This window comes from Kitasatospora sp. NPDC088548 (assembly GCF_044753005.1).
Taxonomy (GTDB): domain Bacteria; phylum Actinomycetota; class Actinomycetes; order Streptomycetales; family Streptomycetaceae; genus Kitasatospora.
Map to the genome: position 1 here is coordinate 1 of NZ_JBIVMI010000049.1, position 17,544 is coordinate 17,544.

Here is a 17,544-nt window from a genome sequence, read left to right on the forward strand (position 1 = left end):
CAAACGCGCCCAACACCGCAACTGGCCACCACCCCAACCAGCCACCGTCACGATCACCAAGCGAGACACGAATTAAGTCACCGGCATTGGCCCTAAGGCCTGTCTGAGCCATGCCGACCGCAGGGCCAGGAGTGGAACGTCGGCCGGTCCGACGCCCCACTCCCCTGCATCCACCCCGGACCGCTCAGTGGGTACGGCGCGTGACCAGCTCGGCGAGCGCGAGCAGCTCATCGGCGGCGGACGGCTCGGGAACCGCCGTAGCCAGCTGGGCAAGAGCGGCCGCCATCCGCTCGCAGGACTCGCCCTGCGCCCAGCCCCGCCCGCCGGCCCCTTCGACCGCGACCGCGCAGTGCGCCAACTCCTCGGTACTGAGCGGCCGTTCGAGTGCGTAGAGCTCCGCGAGCCGGGCGCCGTCGGTGGTGCCGGAACCCAGGGCCGCCACCACCGGCAGTGACTTCTTGCGTGCGACCAGGTCCGCACCGACCGGCTTACCGGTGACGGCCGGATCTCCCCAGATTCCGATCAGGTCGTCGATGAGCTGGAACGCCAGGCCGATCTCCCGGCCGAAGCCGTCCATCGCCTGCGCGACCTCCTCCGACGCGCCCGCGTACTGTGCGCCCATCGCACAGGCGGCACCGAGCAGCGCGCCCGTCTTCGCCTCCGCCATCGCCAGGCACTCGGCGAGCGAGACGTCACTGCGCTGTTCGAAGGCGCAGTCGATCTGCTGACCCTCGCAGAGTTCGACCACACAGTCCGCGAGCCGGCGGACGGCCCCCTGGGCGGCCGGGTGGGTGTCCTCGGCGAGGATCCGCAGCGCCAGCGAGTGCATGGCGTCCCCCGCCAGAATGGCCTCGGTGGTGCCGAACACCCGCCAGGCGGTGGGACGGTGGCGCCTGGTCTCGTCACGGTCGATGACATCGTCGTGGAGCAGGGTGAAGTTGTGGACCAGTTCGACGGCGGCGGCCGCAGCCGTGGCCGTGGCCGGCGTGCCGCCGAGGGCCTGGGTGGCGGCGAGGACCAGGGCCGGGCGGATGGCCTTGCCCGAGGGGGCGGCGACCGGCGAACCGTCGGCCTCCCACCAGCCGAAGTGGTAGCCGGCCACCCTGCGCATCGCGCCGGGCAGCGAGTCGACGGCGGTGCGCAGGACCGGATCGACCAGGGCACGGGCGCGGGCGAGCACGTCCTCCGCCTCGTGGCCCTCTCTGTGGTCCCGCTCCAACGTGAAGATTCCCATGGGTTCCTCCCCCTGGTGTTCGGTGGGCGCCACCGGGCCGGGGCGTGGCTGCGACCCGGCGGCGCGGTTCCGACCGGGCCCGGTCAGTCTCGGCGGTGTGCGACGTCGACGTTCTCCAGCACACCGATCGCGTCGGGCACCAGAATGGCGGCGGAATAGTAGGCACTGACGAGATAGGAAATAACGGCCTTCTCGTCGATCCCCATGAAACGCACCGAGAGGCTCGGCTGGTATTCGTCGGGAATTCCGGTCTGGTGGAGTCCGATAACGCCCTGGTTGTCCTCTCCGGTGCGCAGGGCGATGATCGAGCTGGTACCCCCGCCCAGGACCGGGATCTTGTTGCACGGGAAGACCGGCACGCCGCGCCAGGCCGTGACGGCCCTGCCCTGGACATCGACGGTGCCCGGGTAGAGGCCCCGGCGGTTGCACTCCCGCCCGAAGGCCGCGATGGCCCTGGGGTGGGCGAGGAACATCTTGGTGCTGCGGCGGCGGCTGAGCAGCTCGTCCATGTCGTCCGGGGTGGGCGGGCCGGAGTGGGTCTGGATCCGCTGGTCGTACTCGGCGTTCCGCAGCAGCCCGAACTCCGGGTTGTTGATCAGCTCGTGCTCCTGGCGCTCGCGCAGCGCCTCGATGGTCAGCCGGAGCTGGTGCTCGGTCTGGTTCATCGGCTGGTTGTAGAGGTCGGCGACCCGGCTGTGCACCTTGAGCACCGTCTGCGCCACGCTCAGCTCGTACTCGCGCGGCTTCAGCTCGTAGTCCACGAAGGCCCCGGGCAGCTCGTACTCGCCCTGATGGCCGGCCGAGAGCCCGATCTGGGCCTCACCGTGCTTGTTCTGCGCCTGCTGGAACCCGGCCAGGTACTCCATGATCTGCAGCTGCAGCGCCTCGGAACGGTCCGCGAGCTCCTGGAAGTCGGGCCAGGAGAGCACCAGCGCGGTGCCGGCGGTGGCTGCCTTCACCGTGTACGGCCAGGCGCCGTCCTCCTGCCGCAGGGCCTCGTCGCCCAGGTGGTCGCCGTCCGCGAGGGAGCCGAGCACCGCCTCCTCGCCGTACTTGCCGGTGGCGAGCCGGTCGAGCTTGCCGTGCGCGATGATGAAGACCTCGGCGATCGGGGTGCCGGCCGTGACCAGCACCTCACCGACGGAGAAGTCACGCTGGACGAAGCGCCCGGCCAGCTCCTCCAGCACCGCGTCGTCGTCGAAGCCGCGCAGCACCGGCACCTCGCGCAGGCTGGGCGGGACGATCCGTACCTCGGCGCCCGTCTGGACGAAGCTCACCCGGCCCCGGCCAACCGAATAGCGCAGGCGGCGGTTGACCCGGTAGGTACCGGCGGACACCTGGACCCACGGCAGCATCCTGAGCAGCCAGCGCGGGCTGATGCCCTGCATCTGCGGCGCGGACTTGGTGGTCGTCGCGAGATTCCTCGCGCCCTCCGTGCCGAGACTCTGCTGCTGCCGGGTTGGCGACGGCCCACCCTGCGCAGGAATACCGACGTTGGTTTCGGTCGACATGGGGAGCCCTTCGCGTGCCCGATGAAGTGTCGCCTTGCAGCCCTCATGGTGGGCCCATTCGGGGGAGTATGGCAATCACTCTTTCGAGTGGTTGAAATAGCGGAACAAATAGTACGAATGGATCATTTGATCGATATTAGTTCGAGAATTATTCGAAAACTCCGGAACGAGTCCCTCCGCCTCTCCGGCACCGGCACCCCCGGCCCGCCTCCCGCGCGCGGCCCCGCGACCACCCGCCGAGCGGACCACCCGCCGTCCACGCCCGCGCAAGGGGCCGCTAAGGTGCCACCTCAAAGGGCCACGGGGCCAGTTGACGAGTGTGTGGCCGCACCGGATGCCCTCCCCTCGTTCACCCCTGCCCTGGGAGGCCTTCATGAGCGCCCCCGTACGTGTCTGGCTCAACCGCACCTACGCGGAGAACGTGTTCTTCGTCGAACAGCTGCGCGAGGCGCCGCGCCCCGTCGAGGTCTACGCCACCCACGCCGACCCCGACTCCCCCGTCCTCGCCGCAGCCGACCACGGCACCCTCGAACCGGCCGACCTGCCGCCCGACGCCTACGTCGCCTTCGCCCTCGACTACTGCGCCCGCCACTCCGTCGACGTCTTCCTGCCGCGGCTCAACCAGCTCGCGATATCCCTGCACCACAAGGAGTTCGAGGCCATCGGCACCGCACTCGCCTGCCCGCCGGCCACCGCGATCGCCGCCTTCCACAGCAAGGCGGACGGCTACGCGGCGATGGCCGACGCCGGGCTGCCCACCCCGCCGTGGTGGCAGGTCCGCACCGCGGAGGAGCTGCTCGCCGCCGTCGAGCGGATCGAGTCCGCCGGGCTCACCGCCTGCCTCAAGCCCGCCTCGGGCGCCGGCGGCGAGGGCTTCCGGCTGCTCACCCGCGAGCCGTTCGGCCTGCACCGGCTGGCCGGCTGGGACAGCCGCGTCCAGGTCGACCAGGTGGCCGCCGCGCTGGAGGCCGCCGACGAACCGGCCGACCTGCTGGTGATGCCCTACCTGGACGGCCCCGAAATCTCCGTGGACTGCCTGGCCGACCGGGACGGCACCCTCCTCACCGCCGTCGGCCGCAGCAAGCGGGGCCGCCGCCGCGGTTTCACCACCGACCCCCGGTACCTGGAGCCGGCCCGCCGACTGGTCGAGTCCACCGGGATGGCCTTCCTCTCCAATGTGCAGTTCCGCCACCTGGCCGGCGAACCGGTGGTGATCGACGTCAACACCCGCCCGTCCGGCGGCCTGCACCAGCTGCGCCTCTGCGGCCTCAACCTCCCCTGGAACGCCGTGCAGTTGGCGCTCGGCGAGCGGCCGGACACCGAGTGGAGCACGGACCCGGACCCGATCGAGTACACCCTGGTCTCCGGGATCCAGCCGGTGCCGCCGCGCCGGCTCCCGTTCGCCCGGAACCTCGCCCCGGCCGAACTCGTCCACTAGCTTCTACGGGCCAGGCCGGGCGGCCCGCGGAACCCATGACCGGCTCTACAGCGGGCCGTTCCAGTCCAGCGTCGGCTCCAGCACCCCCTCCAGGGTGAGCAGCCAGCGCTTCACGTCGATCCCGACCCGGCCGCCGCCGAAGCCGCCGATCCCGTCCGCCGCCACCACCCGGTGGCACGGCACCAGCAGCGCGACGGGGTTGGCGGCCATCATCTGCCCGACCGTCCGGGCCGCCAGCCCGGGCTCCGCCACGTCCTCGAACACCCCGCTGCGGGCGGCCAGTTCGCCATAGGTGATGGTCCGTCCGTACGGCACGTCGGACAGCAGCGTCCGCAGCACCGCCCGATGCGGACCGGTGCTCAGGCTCCAGTCGATCGGCAGCCCCAACTCCCGTCGCCGGCCGGAGAGATACTCACCTATCCGGTCGGTCACCGCGGCGGTCTTCGACTCGTCCGTACAGCGCGGCGACTCCCCCGCGCGCTCCCCGTACCCGGCCGCCGCCACACCCAGCGGCGTGACCGCGATGTGCATCGGCCCGCTCGGCAGCGGCGTCGGAACCGTCAGCCAGGACATCGACCAGGACTGCGACATGCTCGGGCTCCCGCCCTCCACCGGACCGGCCGCCGGTTGCACCGGCACCCGGAAGGCGCGCGAGGACCACCCGCCCCGCGCGCCATCGTACGGCGGCTGCGACCGGTCCGGCACGGCCGTCGTCAGAGCCGCCCCTTCAGCTGCGCGGCGATCCCCCGCGACCAGTGCGACAGCTCGGCCCGGTCGGGCGTCCGGCCCTCGCACAGGGCGCCGAGCTGCGTGTCATTGAGCCGGTTCGGCCCCGGGATCTCCAGCAGATAGGCCAGTTCGTCCAGCACCGCGGCGAGCCGCTTGGCGTCCGAGTGGTCCAGGGTGACCGCCGCCTCGTGGTGGCTGATGGTGAGAGAACCGGGCATGGCCAACCTCCTCCGTTCGCCCCCGCACTCCCTCCACCGTACGACCGCCCCGGCCGCCGCGCCCGCCATGGTGCGGCGGGGGTACGGCGGCCGGGGCGGGGCGGGAGGGCCGTGGGCGGGGCGCGGGCGGGGCGCGCTCGCCGTCCGGGCTCAGCCGAACGCGGTGCGCAGCGCGTCGAAGGCGACCTTGGGGTCCGAGAGCCCGTGGTAGATCCCCGGGATCTCCCGGTCGACGCCGAAGAGCTCGTACACGGCGTGCATCGCGCCGCGCACCGAGTACTCCACGGTGAACACCACGTCCTCCGGGACCTCGGTGTACTGCCCAAGGAAGGCGAAGTTCGCCGAACCGGCCGGCACCACCAGCGGGCGGTCGCCGATCGCGCGGCGCTCGAACTGGCTGGTGATGTACGGCATCATCACCGTGACCACCTGCGTGGTGCGGCGGATCTCCGCCAGGTCGTCCTGGAAGCCGAGGTGGCCGATCAGCTCGGTGAGGATCTCCTGCCCGGTGGCCTGCGACATCGGCTTGCCGATGTAGTCGCCGTCGTTGTCACCGAGCAGGCTGTAGCCCCAGAGCGTGAAGACGTCGTCCGGCTGGCCGTCGAAGTGCGGCTGGTGCGGCACCACGATCGACAGCAGCCAGCTGGAGTCCGCGAAGGTCATCAGTGCGCCGGTGCCGGGCGCGTTGCCGGAGAACTCCGTGATGCGGTGGAGCAGGAGCGGACTGCGCATGGTGAGGGTGAAGGACTCCCACTTGGTCTCCTCCACATTGCCGTTGAACGCGCCCGGCCGGCCGAAGTCGGGCGCCTTGCGGGCGATGTTCTCCCAGAGCGACCATCCGCCGTCGCGCTTGTCGCGGATCAGCTCCGGTACCGAGTCGTCGTATCCGTACGAGGCATCGGCCGTCATCGAGCCGATGGTGATGAACGCGTGGTCGTCATCGCCGAGTTCGATCGTGCCGGGCGTGCCGTCACGCTCGACGTGCAGCCGGGTGGCGCGCCGCTCGCCGTCGTCCCCGGCGAAGTCGACGTCGGTGACCTTCACCCCGTAGTCGGTGCGCACTCCCTGTTCGGCGAGCCAGCGCTGCACCGGACGGACGATGGAGTCGTACTGGTTGAGCCTGGTGCGGCGCACCCCCGAGAGGGTGTGGATCCGGGGGAACTCCTGGATGAAGCGCAGGAAGTAGCGCTTGAGCTCGATCGCGCTGTGCCAGTTCTGGAAGGCGAAGGTGCTGCGCCACATCGCCCAGAAGTTGGTCCGGAAGAAGTGCTCGGAGAAGAAGTCCTCGATCCGGCGGGTGCCGATGACCCGCTCGGGAAGGGCCAGCAGCCTGGTCATCTCGGCCCGGTCATGGGCGTTGAGGCCCAGGTCGGCGGCGTCGAGGACGGTGTGGTCGCGGTCGATCAGCCGGGCCTGGGCGTTGGTGTGCCAGACCTTGTTGAAGGCGACGATCTCCTCACGGACCGTCGTCTCCGGGTCGGTGAGGGTGGGGATGCTCTCCAGCAGGTCCCAGAGGCAGACGTACGCCTCGTCCTCCAGCATCCGCCCGCCGCGGGAGACGTAACCGCGCTCGGGGACGGGCGCCGGGGCTCCGTCGAGCGCGCCGCCCGCGATCCGGCCCTCCTCCAGGATGTGCACGGAGGAGCCGGGAAGCCTGGCATCGCGCACCAGGAACACCGCGGCGGCCAGGGAGGCGATGCCTCCGCCGACCAGATAGGCCTGCGGCTGCGAGTCTGCTGAGGTCATGACGTCACCCTTCATCGAGAAGACGGGAGTCGGTTCCGGCCCGGTGGGCCGCAGCTCGGCACCCATCTTGGTCCATATGCGAAGGAATTTCTATTTGCCCGTTTTGTGACCCAGCCCACGTTCGCCCCGCACCCCCTCGACGGCCTGCTCCCACCGTCGCCGACGGACCACCGGAACGGCCAACACCACGACACCGGCGACGAGTTGCCAGAGTGCACCGAACAACAGCACGCTCGCGGAACCGATCTGATCAGCCGCCGGACCGGCTGCGGCAAGCCCGACGGGCCCGAGCACAAAGGCCCCCAGCGCCCCGAACGAGGCCACCCTGGCGAGCACTTCGGGCGGCACCCAGCTCTGCATGGTGGTGCTGTACAAAGTGCCGCAGACCGCCGAACCGGCGCCCGCCAGCAGCGCCGCCGACACCACCCACGCCAGCGACGCACCGGCCGCGAGCGCCGCCGACGGCAGCACCCACCCGAACGTCGCCAGCGTCGCCACCGCGAGCGGCCGGCCGGGCCTGCGACCCAGCATCAGCAGACCGCCCATCACCGCACCGACCCCGTACACGCCCATCACCAGCCCCCAGCCGCGCGCGCCGCCGAGACCCTGCCGCGCGGCGAGCGGCCCGAGCACCAGGAACGGCGCCCACACCAGCAGGTTGAACAGGCCCATGTGCGCCGTGGTGATCCAGAGCCACGGCCGCGAGCCGAACTCCCACCAGCCGGACCGCAGATCGCCGAGCATCGAGCCGGACCGGTCCGCGCCCCCTTCGGCACGCCCGGGCAGGCTCAGCCGGGCGAGCGCCAGGGCGCCGACGCCGTACGTCACCGCGTCGACCAGCAGCACCGCGGCCGGCCCCTGCGCCGCCGTCACCACGCCGGCGACGGCCGGGCCCGCGACCGTCCCGACCGAACGGGCCAGGCCGAGCAGCGTGTTGGCGTCCGGGAGACGGCTCCGGTCACGCACCAGGCCGGGCACCAGCGCACCGAGCGCCGGCATGAAGAGCCCCTCACCGACGCCCCAGACGGCGACCAGCACCACCATCGCCCAGACCGGGGCCCGACCCGCCATCAGCACCGCCGCGAACACCGCCTGCACGACACCGCGCAGCACATCCGAGGCCAGCATCACCCGCCGGCTGCCCAGGCGGTCCGCGATCACCCCGCCGGCCAGCAGCACCAGCACGATCGGCAGGATCCGGGCCGCCATCACCCAGCCCAGGTCGGTGCCGCTCCCGCCGTGGCCGCCGCTCCCGCCCCCGCCGTCCAGCACCGCGAAGGCCACCGCCACCGGCGCCATCGAGGAGCCGAGCAGCGAGGTCGCGTACCCGACGAAGAACCACCTGAAGTCACGCTCGCCCAGCACGGCGAGACGGCCGGCGAGCCGCCGTCGGCGGGCCGGAATCCGTTCCATGTCCACTGCCATGGGCGGCAAGTCTGCCTCCGCGCCGGAGGGGCGTTCAAGGCTTTCCGGCGAAAAACCTGAGCCGACTCGCATCAATTTCTCGAAACCCTGCCACCGCCGCAGTAAATGACCCCAACAGGCCACTCCTACCTGCTATTTACTGCATCAACCCGATATTCTCCAGACGGCTCGTCGCCCATCGTTTACTGCGGAAAGAAGGCTCCATGCCCGAGTTGCCACCGGTCGAGTACGCAGTGGCCGTCGAGCGCTATCTCGCCGCCTCCGGGCTCGGCGCCGGCTCCCGCCGGATCTACCGGATCGCGCTGAACACCTGGGCCTGGGCACTGGCCGACCGCCCCGCCCCCACCGGCCCCGAACGGCGGCGCGCCCGACCGCCCGTCCTCCCACTGGCCCTGCTCGACCACCCCGGCGCGGCCACCCGCCTCCGGACCGCCGCCACCCGTCGCGCCGCCGCGACCGACCCGCGCACGCTCAACCGCGAACTCTCCACCCTGCGCGCCGCGGTCACCTGGTGGCGCGCCCAGGGCTGGATCGACACCGACCCCACCACCGCCCTGCGCCCACGCCCCCTGCCCGGCACCGGCCCGGCACCGCTCACCCCCGCCGAACTCCGCGCGCTCCTCACCCTCCGCGCGCCGCTGCGCGAGCAGACCCTCTGGCACCTGCTCCACGAGAGCGGCGCCGCCATCGAAACCGTCCTCGCCCTGAACGCCGACGACCTCGACCTCCGCCACCGCCACACCCGCCCCTCGGCCGCCCCCCTCCAGTGGCAGACCGGGACCGCCCGGCTCCTCCCCCTCCTCCTCGCCGGCCGCACCACCGGCCCCCTCTTCCTCACCGACCGCCGCGCCCCCGCGTCCACCCCCGCCCCCGACCGCTGCCCCCACACCGGCCACGCCCGCCTCTCCTACCGCCGCGCCGCCGAACTCTTCACCACCCTCACCCGCCCCCTCTCCCCCACCACCCCCTGGACCCTGCGACAACTGCGCCCCAACGACACCGGCCCCGGGCACAGTGCCCGGGGCCGGTGATCAAACGATGAGTGGCGCGCTGAGCCCCCTGTCGGGTTCGAACCGACGACCCCCGCTTTACAAGAGCGGTGCTCTGGCCAGCTGAGCTAAGGAGGCATGGTGGCCGTCCGCGACGGATCACGGCGGCACCGGGGGCAGTCTACCGGGCCGGGGCGGGGCGGTGCTGGCATATCCGGGGGTTGGCGGGACGGGTGGGCGTGATGGAACCGATGCCGAAATCGGGCTTGCTGGGGGCTGACAAGCGACGGAAGCGCAGGTAGCGTCGCCGGGAGTCGGTTCGCACAGTGGTTCAGACCACTTGACGGGCCGACGGGTACGACATCCGCCCTTTACTCGGATCGTCCGGCACGTTCCTGCCGGTGAAGGAGAGCACAGCCATGGCTTCTGTGACGTACGACAAGGCGACCCGTGTCTACCCCGGGGCCGACAAGCCCTCGGTGGACGCGCTGGACCTGCAGATCGAGGACGGCGAGTTCCTCGTGCTGGTCGGCCCCTCGGGTTGCGGCAAGTCGACCAGCCTCCGGATGCTGGCCGGCCTGGAGGACGTCAACAGCGGTGCGATCCGCATCGGCGACCGCGACGTCACGCACCTGCCGCCGAAGGACCGGGACATCGCGATGGTGTTCCAGAACTACGCGCTGTACCCGCACATGACCGTCGCCGAGAACATGGGCTTCGCGCTCAAGATCGCGGGCGTCAACAAGGCGGAGATCCGCGCCAAGGTCGAGGAGGCCGGGAAGATCCTCGACCTCACCGAGTTCCTGGACCGCAAGCCGAAGGCGCTCTCCGGCGGTCAGCGCCAGCGTGTCGCGATGGGCCGTGCCATCGTCCGCGAGCCGCAGGTCTTCCTGATGGACGAGCCGCTGTCGAACCTGGACGCCAAGCTCCGCGTCTCGACCCGTACCCAGATCGCCGGCCTGCAGCGCCGCCTGGGCATCACCACGGTGTACGTCACCCACGACCAGACCGAGGCGCTCACCATGGGTGACCGCGTCGCGGTGCTCAAGGGCGGCGTGCTGCAGCAGGTGGACAGCCCGCGCACCATGTACGACCGGCCCGCCAACCTCTTCGTCGCCGGCTTCATCGGCTCGCCGGCGATGAACCTGGTCGAGGTGCCCCTGGTCGACGGCGGCGTGAAGTTCGGCGGCTCGGTCGTCAACATCTCCCGCGAGGACCTGGCCGGCTCCGGCACCGACAAGACCGTGACCGTCGGCATCCGCCCGGAGCACTTCGAGGTCGTCCCGTCGGGCGGCATCGAGGGCGTCGCCGTCACCGTCAACGTGGTCGAGGAGCTCGGCTCGGACGGCTTCGTCTACGGCACCACCAAGATCGGCGGCGAGGACCGGGACCTGGTCGTGCGCGTGCACGGCCGTCAGGTCCCGCAGCGCGGCGAGACCATTCACGTGGTGCCGATCGCCAACGAGACCCACGTCTTCTCCACCAGCACCGGCGCCCGCCTCTCCAGCTGAGGCCCGCGCAGGACAGCGGCCGGAGCCCCGTCGGACCACCCGTGGTCCGACGGGGCTCCGTCGTGTCGGGGGTGCTCCGTCGCCTCGGCAGCCCTCGGCCGACCCCGGGGCCCGCAGGGTCACCGGCACCCGCTTCCCCGCCCGGAGCGCCGCCGCGTCAACACGGTGAGGGGACGAACCCGGACACGATGTCACTCGATGGGGTAACGGAGGGCAATCCAGGCCACACTCAGCGCTACTCTCCTGATCGTGAAGCAGCTTGTTCGCCGTATCGGCCAGACCATCGCCCTCACCCTGCCCGTCGTCCTGGTGACCACCGGCACCCTCGCCGTGACCAGGGTGCCGTGGGCCCCGCCGACCGGGCTCGACCAGCAGGTCGTGGCCGCGTCCAGCGGCGACGGCGCCGGGATCGGCCGGGCCTCCGGAGCCGGCAAGCCCCAGGACGGCCTGGCTCCCCAGGAGTCGCTGCGCGTCGCGCTGCTGGACGAGCTGCGCGCGCACAACCCGGGCTCCGCGCTGGACCTGCTGGAGCGTTCGATGCGGGAGCAGCCGTCGCTGACGCCGTACTGCTCCTCGCTCGCCACCGAGCTGGGCAAGGCCGCGGTGCGCAAGTACCAGGGCGACGTCCAGCGGGCCCGCTCCTTCGCCCGCCCGGTCTGCGACGGCTCGTTCGCATCGGGTATCGCGGGCTAGGGTTTGTCAGACAGCCCTATGAGTCCATCGCGGGGCGCGCCTATTGTTCAGGCATGACCGCTGACTCCGGCCCCACCGCCGACCTCACGTCCCCGCAGCCCCTGCCGGCCCCGTCCGCCGGGGCGAGCGCCCGCCCGGCCGTGACGCAGGCCGTCATCCTGGCCGGCGGCCAGGGCTCCCGGCTGCGGCCCTACACGGACGACCGCCCGAAGCCGCTGGTGGAGATACCGGGCACGGGCACGCCGATCCTGGGGCACCAGCTGGCCTGGCTCGCTTCCGAGGACGTCACCGACGTGGTCATCTCCTGCGGGCATCTGGCCGACGTGCTGGAGGAGTGGCTCGACAAGGCCGACCTGCCGCTGAACGTCCGCACCGTCGTCGAGGCCGAGCCGCTCGGCCGTGGCGGCGGCCTCAAGCACGCCGCCAAGGCGCTGCCCCGCCCGGACGAGCCCTGGTACGCCACCAACGGCGACATCTGGACCCGCTTCAGCCTGCGCGACATGGCGGCCTTCCACTACGAGCGGGACGCCGTCGCGACGCTCGCGCTGGCCCGCCCGCGCATCCCGTGGGGCGCGGTGGAGACGGACCAGTTCGGCAACGTGCTGGACTTCATCGAGGCCCCGCCCTCGCCGTTCCTCATCAACGCCGGCCTGTACGTGTTCAGCCCGGAGTTCGCGGAGCTGCTGCCGGACGTCGGCGACCACGAGCGCACCACCTTCCCCCAGTTGGCCCGGGGCAAGCGGCTGGCGGGCTACCAGCTGCCGCAGGGCGTCTACTGGCGCGCCATCGACACCGCGAAGGACCTCACCGAGGCGGCCAAGGAGCTCGCCGCCGGGGCCGGCCGCGCCCCGCAGTAGGGCAGGCCGCCAGGACCGGCTCAAGGCCCCGCGCGGCGGACAGCACACCGGCCGGGTGCTCCCCCATGGAGCACCCGGCCGGTGTGTCCGCCCCGAGGGGCCGGACGGCCCGTCAGGTGGACGTCGGCGAACCCGGCCGCGAGGACCGGCCGTCGGCACCGGACAGCTCGGCCAGCGGCCCGCTGCCCAGCACCCCGCCGAGCAGACCGGGACCCGACCCGGAGGCCGCACCACCGCTGGGGCTGGGCCTGGACGCCGACCCCGAGCCGCCGCCCGGGGCCGGACTGCTGCGCTGCGCGGGCGCCGCCCCGGCCGACGCCGGGCCGCCCGACGCCGCCGTCGACGGGGCCGGGCTCGCACCGCCCTCCGGCTTGGTCGAACGCGCCTTGCCGGTCGGGGTGGCCGTCGCGGCCTTCGGCGAGGCCGGGGCGGTGGACGGCGGTCCGGACGAACCACTGGGCGCGGGAGCTCCCGGGCGCGGGCCCCCGGGCGAGGGCGAGGCGGACGGGCCCGGCCCGCCGGGGGCGACGGACGGTCCGCCGCTGGGCCAGATCGGGGTGCCGTAGTCGGTGGCCGGCCGGGACGGCGCCGGGTGCGGCCGGCTGCCGGTCCGTACCGCCGCACCCAGCATGGAGCCGAGCAGCAGGGTCAGACCGACGACCACCGCGGTGACCACCGCGCCCCGGCGCAGTACCCGGCGGCGCAGCGCCGCCGGGGCCCCGGAGCCGTGCCGCCGCCAGGCCTCCAGGTTGAGCCGCCCGTCCAGCGAGGCGAACGGCGCACCGGCGATCAGCAGCGGGCTCCACGCCGCGAGGAAGATCAGGTCGGGCGTGTCGTAGACCGGCACGGCCCGCCAGCTGACGGTGAACAGCAGCACGGCGGAGAGGAGCATCGCCGCGCCGGCCGCGAGTCGCTGCCAGAGGCCGAGGACGGTCAGCACGCCGACCACGATCTCGGCGAACGACACCACCAGGCCGGAGCCCACCGGGTGCGCCATGGCGAAGGCCAGCAGCGGCTCGGCGACCTTCCATGGGTGCAGCGAGGAGAGCCAGCGCATCATCGAGCCGCGCTCGCCGCCGTCGAAGTACACCGGGTCGCAGAGCTTGCTGAACCCGGCGTAGACGGAGAGCGAGCCGAGTACGGCGCGCAGCGGCAGCAGCACCAGGCCGAGGTCGACCCGGCGGCCGGGGTACCAGGGCTGCCTGGCGTCGCCCGCCGTCGCGGAGACCTCGGGCAGCTCGCCGCTGGGTGTCCAGCCCTGCGGCGCGCCGACCGGGCCGTGGCCGGCCTCGGTGGCGGTGCCCCCGCCCTCGCGCGGCTGGCGCGGGACGGTGCGGGCGCCCGCGTACGGCGGGATCAGCCGGGTGTCGTCGCCGACCACGGCTGTGCCACCCCTGGCCGGTGCCGGTACGCCGGTCAGCCGGACGGCCTCCAGCAGCTGGGTGGCCGCGAGGTCCCCGGGGGGTGCCTGGCCGGTCCAGGTGACGGCGGTGACCCGGCCCTTGCGGCGCGGCGCGGCCCCGCCGCCGGCCCCCGCGAGGGCCGGCACGGCGGAGGCGGGCACGATCACCTGCGGGGTGACCAGCGGACGGCGGATCAGGCCCTGGGTGGCGTACGGGTCGCCGAACGCGGCACCGGTGGACAGCAGTCCGGCCGGGGCCTCGATCAGCGGCGCCACCGGGGCGCCGAGCCGGAGCCGGAAGCTCGCCTGGGTGATGCTGAGGCGCGCGGGGTCGGACGGCACCTTGACCGTATTGAGGCCGGGGCCCGCGTCTATCCCGGTGCTGCCTTCGCCGAACAGGGGGCGCCGAGGTGTTCTGGTGTCCACGCCCGTCTAACGGGTGACCCCCGGTTAGGACACTCTCCCGAGTGGACATCCGGCGCACACTTGAAGTGATCATGAGAAAAGCGATCGGGCCCGGTCGGGCCCGATCGCTTTCACCAGGATTGCGGAGAGTTCAGAAGATCTCCTGCGCGCCGCACACCCCGTGTGATCGGCGCGGACGCGGCGGCGTCAGGCACTCCGCCGACGTTCCTCCGGCCCGGCGGCTCAGCCGACCTTGCTCCGCAGCCGCGCGGCCTCGTACAGCACGATGCCCGCCGCGACACCGGCGTTCAGCGACTCGGTGGCACCCGGCATCGGGATCCGCACCCGGATGTCGCAGGTCTCCGAGACCAGCCGGGACAGGCCCTTGCCCTCGCTGCCCGCGACGATCACGACCGGGCCGGTCAGCGCCTCCAGGTCACCGATCTCGGCCTCGCCGTCGGCGGCCAGGCCGACCACCAGCAGGCCGGCCTTCTGGTAGGCCTCCAGCGCCCGGGTCAGGTTGGTGGCACGGGCGACGGACAGCCGCGCCGCGGCACCGGAGGAGGTCTTCCAGGCACCGGCGGTCATCCCGGCCGCCCGGCGCTCGGGGATGACCACGCCGTGCGCGCCGAAGGCGGCGGCGGAGCGGACCACGGCGCCGAGGTTGCGCGAGTCGGTGACGCCGTCCAGCGCCATGATCAGCGCGTCCTGGCCGGCGTCCGCGGCCTCGCCGAGCAGGTCCTCGGGGTGCGCGTACTCGTACGGCGGGACCTGGAGCACCAGGCCCTGGTGGTTCAGGCCGCCGGTCATCTGGTCCAGCTGCGGGCGCGGGGCCTCCATCAGCGGGATGCCGCGGTCGTTGGCGGCCTGGAAGGCGTCCCTGACCCGGTCGTCGGTGTCGATGAACTGCATGACGTACAGCGCGGTGGCCGGTACGCCGCCCTGCAGGGCCTCGACCACCGAGTTCCGGCCGACGACCAGCTCGGCGGCGCCCGCCCCGCCCCGGCCGCCACGACCGCCGCCACCGCTGCGGCGCATGCCGGCCCGCGCCTTGGCGTCGCGCTCGCGCTTGACCGCGGCGTTGGCGGCACGCTGCTTCGGGTGGCCCTTGCGCTCGGCGCCGGGCGGGGTCGGGCCCTTGCCCTGGAGTGCCTTCCGGCTGTGGCCGCCGGTACCGACAGACGCGCCCTTCTTCGATCCGGCGTTGCGGCGGTTCCTGCGCTGGCTGTTGCCGGCCATGGCTGTACTTCCTGTCTGTCCGGCATGCCCGGCCGCCCCGGTGAGACCGGTGACGGCCGACGGCATGCGCTACGTCATGCGGGAGGGCCGCACCGGTCCGGTACGGCCCACCCTCACCCCATGGTCAGATGGGGTTACTGGCTGTTGATCGTCCAGCGCGGGCCGGACGGGGTGTCCTCGATCGCCAGCCCGGCCAGGCCGAGCTGGTCGCGGATGGCATCCGCGGTGGCGAAGTCCTTGCGGGCCCGGGCCGCCTGTCGCTGCTCCAGGACGAGGCGGACCAGCGAGTCGACCACGCCGTGCAGGTCCTCGCCGCGCTCCGCCCCGGCCCACTGCCGGTCGAGCGGGTCGAGACCCAGCACTCCGAGCATCGCACGGACCTCGGCCAGACGCGCCACCGCGTTCTCCTTGTCGTCCGCGGTGAGGGCGCTGTTGCCCTGGCGGACGGCGGTGTGCACGATGGCCAGCGCCTGCGGCACGCCCAGGTCGTCGTCCATCGACTCGGCGAAGGCCGGCGGCACCTCGGGCGCGGCGTCGACCGGGCCGAAGCGCTCGACCACGCGCTGGACGAAGCCCTCGATCCGGCCGAATCCGGCCTCGGCCTCGCGCAGCGACTCCTCGCTGTACTCGATGGTCGAGCGGTAGTGCGGGGCCGCCAGGTAGTAGCGGAGCACGATCGGACGCCAGCGCCCGACCATCTCGGAGACCAGCACCGAGTTGCCGAGCGACTTGCTCATCTTCTCGCCGCTCATGGTGACCCAGGCGTTGTGGACCCAGAAATTGGCGAAATCGTCGCCGTACGCCTTGGACTGCGCGATCTCGTTCTCGTGGTGCGGGAAGATCAGGTCGATCCCGCCGCCGTGGATGTCGAACGCCCGGCCCAGGTACTTGTGCGCCATCGCGGAGCACTCCAGGTGCCAGCCGGGACGGCCGCAGCCCCACGGGGTGTTCCAGCTGGGCTCGCCCGGCTTGGCGGCCTTCCACATCGCGAAGTCGCGCGGGTCCCGCTTGCCGGTCTCGCCCTCGCCCTCGGGCTGGCGCAGGTTCTCCAGCTTCTGGTTGGAGAGCGACAGGTACTCGGGGAAGGACTTCACGTCGAAGTAGACGTTGCCGTCGGCCGCGTAGGCGTGGCCCTTGGCGATGAGCGCCTGCATCATCTCGATCATCTCGGGGATGTGCCCGGTGGCCCGCGGCTCGACGGTCGGGGGCAGGCAGCCCAGCACCGAGTAGCCGTCGTTGAAGGCCCGCTCGTTGGCATAGGCGATCTGCCACCAGGGCGTGCCGAGCTGGCGCTCCTTGGCGATGACCTTGTCGTCGATGTCGGTGACGTTCCGGGCGAAGGTCACCTGGTAGCCGCGGTAGGCGAACCACCGCTGCATGATGTCGAAGTTCAGGCCGGACCGGATGTGCCCGATGTGCGGGGCCGCCTGGACGGTAGCGCCACACAGGTAGATCGAGACACAACCCGGTACAAGCGGGACGAAGTCGCGTACCTGGCGGGTGCTGGTGTCGTACAGGCGAATGCTCACAGCGTCAAGCGTAGTGGGCAGCAGGGGGTGCCCCGCGACATTCTCAAATGTCAATACCGCGGCAGCGCCGTTTCTTCTCCATGACGGGGAGGAGGCACCCCCTCCGCTCAGGGTCGGCTCAGAGGTGGCCGACCACCTTGTGCGGGGTGAGCCGGACGACCACGCGGACGTCGTCCGGGCCGTCGAAGCCGTAGGAGTCCGCCCCCTGGTACTTCCGCGCCAGCTGGTCGATCAGCTCCCTGCCGCCCTCCCGCGTGACGGTGACGGAGCCGCGCACCTCGACGTAGGAGTACGGGTTCTCCGGCGGGTTGACCAGCAGGGAGGCCCGCGGGTCCTTCACCAGGTTGAGGTGCTTGCGGCGGCCCTCGACGGTGGAGAACAGAATGTCGTCGCCGTCCCGCGCCACCCAGACCACGGAGGATTGGGGGCCGCCGTCCGGCTGGACGGTGGAGACCACGGCGAAACTCTTGCCGTCGATCAGGGCTTTGGCCTGGTCGGTGAGATGGGCGGTCATCGGGAACCTCTTCTCGTCACGCGGCGTCGGACGCGGGCCCGGTAGCGAGGGCCTGGCCTCGCGGGGCCCGCGTCGAACGGTAGCGACCCGGGCCCCGGCAAAGG

Annotated in this window: 15 protein-coding genes and 1 tRNA gene; 5 read left to right on the top strand and 11 right to left on the bottom strand. The window is 72.3% G+C overall.

The features are described 5' to 3' along the window. Window positions 1-184 precede the first annotated feature (184 nt). The gene (locus tag ACIP82_RS36285) at window positions 185-1,234 is read right to left on the bottom strand and encodes a family 2 encapsulin nanocompartment cargo protein polyprenyl transferase (protein WP_363614429.1); all 1,050 of its coding nucleotides are present in this window, start codon (window positions 1,232-1,234) and stop codon (window positions 185-187) included. 83 nt (window positions 1,235-1,317) lie between these two features. Beyond that, entirely contained in the window at window positions 1,318-2,745 is a 1,428-nt protein-coding gene (locus tag ACIP82_RS36290; protein WP_400659831.1) for a family 2B encapsulin nanocompartment shell protein, read from the bottom strand. A 373-nt stretch (window positions 2,746-3,118) separates the two neighbouring features. Between ACIP82_RS36290 and ACIP82_RS36295 the strand changes: the two genes are divergently transcribed. Beyond that, entirely contained in the window at window positions 3,119-4,183 is a 1,065-nt protein-coding gene (locus tag ACIP82_RS36295; protein ID WP_363614433.1) for an ATP-grasp domain-containing protein, read from the top strand. A gap of 45 nt (window positions 4,184-4,228) precedes the next feature. Here the strand turns inward: ACIP82_RS36295 and ACIP82_RS36300 are convergent, their stop codons facing one another. The 4 genes from ACIP82_RS36300 to ACIP82_RS36315 all read right to left on the bottom strand — a co-directional run bounded on the left by ACIP82_RS36300 (window position 4,229) and on the right by ACIP82_RS36315 (window position 8,301). Further along, entirely contained in the window at window positions 4,229-4,774 is a 546-nt protein-coding gene (locus ACIP82_RS36300; protein ID WP_400659833.1) for a methylated-DNA--[protein]-cysteine S-methyltransferase, read from the bottom strand. 122 nt (window positions 4,775-4,896) lie between these two features. Next, on the bottom strand, window positions 4,897-5,130 hold the full coding sequence (locus ACIP82_RS36305) for a hypothetical protein (RefSeq protein WP_363614437.1): 234 nt from the start codon (window positions 5,128-5,130) through the stop codon (window positions 4,897-4,899). 150 nt (window positions 5,131-5,280) lie between these two features. Then, the gene (locus tag ACIP82_RS36310) at window positions 5,281-6,876 is read right to left on the bottom strand and encodes an oleate hydratase (RefSeq protein WP_400659836.1); all 1,596 of its coding nucleotides are present in this window, start codon (window positions 6,874-6,876) and stop codon (window positions 5,281-5,283) included. A 90-nt stretch (window positions 6,877-6,966) separates the two neighbouring features. Then, entirely contained in the window at window positions 6,967-8,301 is a 1,335-nt protein-coding gene (locus ACIP82_RS36315; RefSeq protein ID WP_400659839.1) for an MFS transporter, read from the bottom strand. Between the two features lie 203 nt (window positions 8,302-8,504). Between ACIP82_RS36315 and ACIP82_RS36320 the strand changes: the two genes are divergently transcribed. Beyond that, window positions 8,505-9,332, top strand: coding sequence for a hypothetical protein (locus ACIP82_RS36320; RefSeq protein WP_400659841.1), 828 nt, complete (start codon window positions 8,505-8,507; stop codon window positions 9,330-9,332). Between the two features lie 22 nt (window positions 9,333-9,354). On the opposite strand, the gene ACIP82_RS36325 is transcribed toward ACIP82_RS36320, so the two are convergent. Beyond that, a tRNA-Thr gene (locus ACIP82_RS36325) sits at window positions 9,355-9,428 on the bottom strand. Window positions 9,429-9,709: 281 nt separating this feature from the next. On the opposite strand from ACIP82_RS36325, the gene ACIP82_RS36330 reads away from it, so the two are divergent. From ACIP82_RS36330 to ACIP82_RS36340, 3 genes are all read left to right on the top strand, one after another. Next, window positions 9,710-10,801, top strand: a complete 1,092-nt coding sequence (locus tag ACIP82_RS36330) for a sn-glycerol-3-phosphate ABC transporter ATP-binding protein UgpC (RefSeq protein WP_363612509.1) — start codon at window positions 9,710-9,712, stop codon at window positions 10,799-10,801. Window positions 10,802-11,050: 249 nt separating this feature from the next. After that, a complete protein-coding gene (locus ACIP82_RS36335; protein WP_363612507.1) occupies window positions 11,051-11,494 on the top strand; it encodes a hypothetical protein in 444 nt (147 codons plus the stop codon). A gap of 53 nt (window positions 11,495-11,547) precedes the next feature. Beyond that, window positions 11,548-12,351 (top strand): NDP-sugar synthase, encoded by an 804-nt coding sequence (locus ACIP82_RS36340; RefSeq protein WP_400659846.1) that lies wholly within the window; start codon window positions 11,548-11,550, stop codon window positions 12,349-12,351. Window positions 12,352-12,463: 112 nt separating this feature from the next. Here ACIP82_RS36340 and ACIP82_RS36345 read toward each other — a convergent pair whose 3' ends face one another. The 4 genes from ACIP82_RS36345 to ACIP82_RS36360 all read right to left on the bottom strand — a co-directional run bounded on the left by ACIP82_RS36345 (window position 12,464) and on the right by ACIP82_RS36360 (window position 17,440). Then, window positions 12,464-14,095 carry a DoxX family membrane protein gene (locus ACIP82_RS36345; protein WP_400659849.1) on the bottom strand — a complete coding sequence of 544 codons (1,632 nt, stop codon included), beginning with the start codon at window positions 14,093-14,095 and terminating at the stop codon, window positions 12,464-12,466. Between the two features lie 306 nt (window positions 14,096-14,401). Next, window positions 14,402-15,397 (bottom strand): 23S rRNA (guanosine(2251)-2'-O)-methyltransferase RlmB, encoded by a 996-nt coding sequence (gene rlmB, locus ACIP82_RS36350; protein WP_363612501.1) that lies wholly within the window; start codon window positions 15,395-15,397, stop codon window positions 14,402-14,404. Between the two features lie 134 nt (window positions 15,398-15,531). Then, window positions 15,532-16,926: a cysteine--tRNA ligase gene (gene cysS / locus ACIP82_RS36355; RefSeq protein WP_363612499.1), complete on the bottom strand. Its 1,395-nt coding sequence runs from the start codon at window positions 16,924-16,926 to the stop codon at window positions 15,532-15,534. A 118-nt stretch (window positions 16,927-17,044) separates the two neighbouring features. After that, window positions 17,045-17,440 (bottom strand): PPOX class F420-dependent oxidoreductase, encoded by a 396-nt coding sequence (locus tag ACIP82_RS36360; RefSeq protein WP_363612497.1) that lies wholly within the window; start codon window positions 17,438-17,440, stop codon window positions 17,045-17,047. Between the last annotated feature and the right edge of the window lie 104 nt (window positions 17,441-17,544).

What these genes read in the sequence shown, in the direction of transcription:
- ACIP82_RS36285 (WP_363614429.1), bottom strand. Translation starts at nt 1,234, where the DNA reads ATGGGAATCTTCACGTTGGAGCGGGACCACAGAGAGGGCCACGAGGCG.
- ACIP82_RS36290 (WP_400659831.1), bottom strand. Translation starts at nt 2,745, where the DNA reads ATGTCGACCGAAACCAACGTCGGTATTCCTGCGCAGGGTGGGCCGTCG.
- ACIP82_RS36295 (WP_363614433.1), top strand. Translation starts at nt 3,119, where the DNA reads ATGAGCGCCCCCGTACGTGTCTGGCTCAACCGCACCTACGCGGAGAAC.
- ACIP82_RS36300 (WP_400659833.1), bottom strand. Translation starts at nt 4,774, where the DNA reads ATGTCGCAGTCCTGGTCGATGTCCTGGCTGACGGTTCCGACGCCGCTG.
- ACIP82_RS36305 (WP_363614437.1), bottom strand. Translation starts at nt 5,130, where the DNA reads ATGCCCGGTTCTCTCACCATCAGCCACCACGAGGCGGCGGTCACCCTG.
- ACIP82_RS36310 (WP_400659836.1), bottom strand. Translation starts at nt 6,876, where the DNA reads ATGACCTCAGCAGACTCGCAGCCGCAGGCCTATCTGGTCGGCGGAGGC.
- ACIP82_RS36315 (WP_400659839.1), bottom strand. Translation starts at nt 8,301, where the DNA reads ATGGCAGTGGACATGGAACGGATTCCGGCCCGCCGACGGCGGCTCGCC.
- ACIP82_RS36320 (WP_400659841.1), top strand. Translation starts at nt 8,505, where the DNA reads ATGCCCGAGTTGCCACCGGTCGAGTACGCAGTGGCCGTCGAGCGCTAT.
- ACIP82_RS36330 (WP_363612509.1), top strand. Translation starts at nt 9,710, where the DNA reads ATGGCTTCTGTGACGTACGACAAGGCGACCCGTGTCTACCCCGGGGCC.
- ACIP82_RS36340 (WP_400659846.1), top strand. Translation starts at nt 11,548, where the DNA reads ATGACCGCTGACTCCGGCCCCACCGCCGACCTCACGTCCCCGCAGCCC.
- rlmB (WP_363612501.1), bottom strand. Translation starts at nt 15,397, where the DNA reads ATGGCCGGCAACAGCCAGCGCAGGAACCGCCGCAACGCCGGATCGAAG.
- ACIP82_RS36360 (WP_363612497.1), bottom strand. Translation starts at nt 17,440, where the DNA reads ATGACCGCCCATCTCACCGACCAGGCCAAAGCCCTGATCGACGGCAAG.